The 3,304-nt window shown below is 27.9% G+C and carries 3 protein-coding genes; 2 read left to right on the top strand and 1 reads right to left on the bottom strand.

Translation table 11 applies throughout. The features are described 5' to 3' along the window. The first annotated feature begins 127 nt into the window (after window positions 1-127). Both EF384_RS09395 and EF384_RS09390 read left to right on the top strand, forming a co-directional pair. Window positions 128-1,216, top strand: coding sequence for a hypothetical protein (locus tag EF384_RS09395; protein ID WP_148076708.1), 1,089 nt, complete (start codon window positions 128-130; stop codon window positions 1,214-1,216). Window positions 1,217-1,459: 243 nt separating this feature from the next. Further along, window positions 1,460-2,125: a hypothetical protein gene (locus tag EF384_RS09390; RefSeq protein WP_123781432.1), complete on the top strand. Its 666-nt coding sequence runs from the start codon at window positions 1,460-1,462 to the stop codon at window positions 2,123-2,125. A 38-nt stretch (window positions 2,126-2,163) separates the two neighbouring features. Here EF384_RS09390 and EF384_RS09385 read toward each other — a convergent pair whose 3' ends face one another. Beyond that, complete coding sequence (locus EF384_RS09385) at window positions 2,164-3,138, bottom strand: Abi family protein (protein WP_233570089.1); 975 nt, start codon at window positions 3,136-3,138, stop codon at window positions 2,164-2,166. Window positions 3,139-3,304: the final 166 nt, after the last annotated feature.

Below are 3,304 nucleotides of genomic sequence, written 5' to 3'. Positions count from 1 at the left end.
TGCACTTAAATTGTAAATTCGTCGTATAAAAAAAATTAATGAACGTATCAATGATGATTATATTTTAGAGTTTGGATTAACCTTATTAGAATCTGCAAATAATCGATAAAACTTAGATGTATTGAGATTGTTATCTGAAAATAATGTTAATTATGAATTGGTTAACACTGATAATTTGAATAGAGCAATAAAAACGCTTATTAAATTTGCAATAGAAAGCGATGATTCAAATGAACTTAAGAATGTTCAAACTATATTTCTACTAATGAGAAACAATAATTTTGAAATGAAGGACGAAATGGAGGCATACCTTAAGCGTGAGTGGCCGGACTTCTATTTTAATGAGTATTTATTCGAAAAAAATAAAGATAAAAAATCACAAGAAAATCTTATCAAATCGAAGATTAAAGATATTCGTAATAGGAATTTTACTCAAGGGAAAAATGGCCTTTATTCTGGATATGGAACAAATATATATTTGGAATCAGAAAATATTTTAAGGATAGGAAATGTAAGAATTGATAATCAAACGATTGATGAGTTATTCACTGTAACATCTAATTCTGTCTTATCGTCAAAACAATTAGTGGAAGATAAATTGAATGCATACCGTCTTATGATTTTTCTACTTAGGTATGATGAAACAATCATAGAGAGAAATAATGAATTGATTACCCAAATCATACAATTCCAAGATTATGAACACGCAACTGAGTCAATGATGAGCCATGTAGATAGTACTATGCTAATTTTAAGTCATTTATTATTGTTAGAGTGTTTAGGAAAAAATAAATTTTCAGAAATTGCCCAAGTTCTATCGATACTTACCAATCCAGGAAATCAGGTTGAAGCATGTAAAATGATACTAATATTCCTTCATAATTATAAAAATTTTAAAATACGAACTAATCTGGAAAGTTTATTCTTGCAATACTCACTTTTGTGGGCTAACTCAGACAATATCAGTGTTCGTTGGAATAATGTGCATCTACAACTTACTTTGATAGAGAAGAAAGGATTTAAAAAGCTGATTGGAAAAAATTTGCAGAGTATCATGAATACTGATAATGCTATGATCAAAAGCCAAATAGTACATAAGATAGATGTATTAGAGAAGTTGGATAAAAAGTTGTCTAAAGCTATCTATGACATTGCGAAAGAAGATAATAATTTTGTAATTCGGAAAATATCAAAATTATATATTAATTCTCACTAACCAGAATAGTATCTATACCACACTAATAATAGAACAAATTCAATCTGTTAGATGATAGATTTTAACGCCATGTGAGGATGGTACAAAAGACTCATAAAGAATTAAGACTTATAAAGTAATATCAAGTGAACACTTAACATAAAACTTGGATAAACATCAATTAAAATCGGGAGAGATATTTGTAATCACCTAGGGAGCTAATGTCTATGAGTACAAAATTTATTTTAGAATTGGAGAATTAGTATGTTCTTTTTTATCATTCTTTTGGCGTTGGTAATATTATTGATGATTATTGGAAGGTCAAGTAGTTCAAATTTATTTTTGAATAGTTTGGCAATTGTTTTACTAATTATTGAGTTTTTATATTTAGTTTTAATATTGAGTGATTTTATCCCAAGAGTATTAAAATATAGTTTCGAATATCTCGGAAATATGACCTCGAGTATAGATGTTGTTGTATTGGTCGCATTAATTACTGGATTCCTGACGCTGTTAAGTTCTATTTTTTCAAAAATTTTTGATGGTGTAATTAAAAGAAGAGAATATTTAGCAGCAAAGAGGGAAAGTCCTTATTCAGACTTTATTAATTTAATAAATAATGTAGTCTTAAACCAAAAAAATGAATATACAAATGAACAATTGATGAAAGACATTAATGATGTAAATAGCAAATTGATTTTATGGGGATCGCCTAAAGTTGTCAAAAAATGGAATATTTTCAGAAAAAATTCACTTAGTGCTGAGCAAAATGAAAATTCACAACAAAATTTATTGTTGCTAGAAGAAGTTATGAATCAAATGAGACATGATTTAGGAGTTAAATCTGTTGGAAAAGGTGATTTGTTATCAGTTTTTATAAACGATGTGGATAGAATTCTAAATAAAAATAGCAATATTAAAAAGCCTTAGAAAAATCCTAAGTCTTTTAAGTTATCCGGATTAAAAAATTAGTATTGGGGTAACTTATCTATTTTTTTGTGCCAATTGTTTGGAAATCCTAGTTCTTGTAAAAGTGTGTTTATTTCTATGGATGAGATTTTTTTCTCCAGGTTCATCAGTGTTTTTCTAATGGAATTATGAAGTTTATTAAATTGAGCTTTGCTTGTGAAGCATTGCAAAAGGATAAAAGTATTATAATAATCTCTTCTCTCACCTGAAGCTTCTTTCTTTATCCCATATTTTTCATGTAAATTTTTGTAATATTTTACATCAGCCTTACATGAGAAACTGATCAGTCGTTGATCGTGAGCGCACTTATTTCGTAATTCTAAAATATTCTTTAATAGGCTATCGAGTATTTCGTTAGTAAGTGGTGAAGTTATTTTAACATCATGGCTTTTTAAAAAGCTGTATAGTGAAGAACAAATTTTTGATTTTATTGTATCGGGTAAACTTTTAATAAAGTAATATAGTTGCCCAAAAGTTAGATACTGAATGATTACCCAGATTGGTACATCATTATGAAGTTTAGTGTGATGCTTTATTGGATTATTTGATTTTTTGTTACGATATTTGTTAAGCAATTTATTAAATTCTTTTATAGTGTCTCTAATTTCACCAATATTTTTCTTAGCATAATTAGTTTCTTCAAGATAGGCATATGGAACATTATGATAATACTTTGCGTAGTAGTATGCAGTAATTGATTTAATATGATTTTCAGCGTCTTTTATGGTTCGAAAGGTGTATTGTTTTAGTTGTTGATCAAAAAAATAAAGATGTGTTATTTCTTCGAATGTTGCATTAGGGTAATATACGTCAGTAGAAACTTGAAAATATTTACTATAACCATTGATAATATTGTAATAATTATTAGTAAGTAAATATTTTTTTGCTTTCTTGAAATCCCTTATAATTAAACCTCGCTGGTTTAAAATATTTAATTGGCTATTTAAATCACTAAATTCTTTAATAAAAAGCACCTCCATCCACTAAGGACAGAGGTGCTAGTCGTACTGGTCCCCTGAGGGATACCAGCGCTTTATCTGTCCTTAGCTTAATATTATTCTCTATAAAAGTCAACTTGAAATGATTTAAGATAGGTAAATCCTTTGATTATATTTTGATACCTGAACAATTCATACTTTT

The organism is Aerococcus agrisoli, from assembly GCF_003797145.1.
GTDB classification, from domain to species: domain Bacteria; phylum Bacillota; class Bacilli; order Lactobacillales; family Aerococcaceae; genus Aerococcus; species Aerococcus agrisoli.
The sequence above is the reverse complement of the archived record's forward strand: the minus strand, read 5'-3'. Positions and strand labels throughout refer to the sequence as shown.

What these genes read in the sequence shown, in the direction of transcription:
- EF384_RS09390 (WP_123781432.1), top strand. Translation starts at nt 1,460, where the DNA reads ATGTTCTTTTTTATCATTCTTTTGGCGTTGGTAATATTATTGATGATT.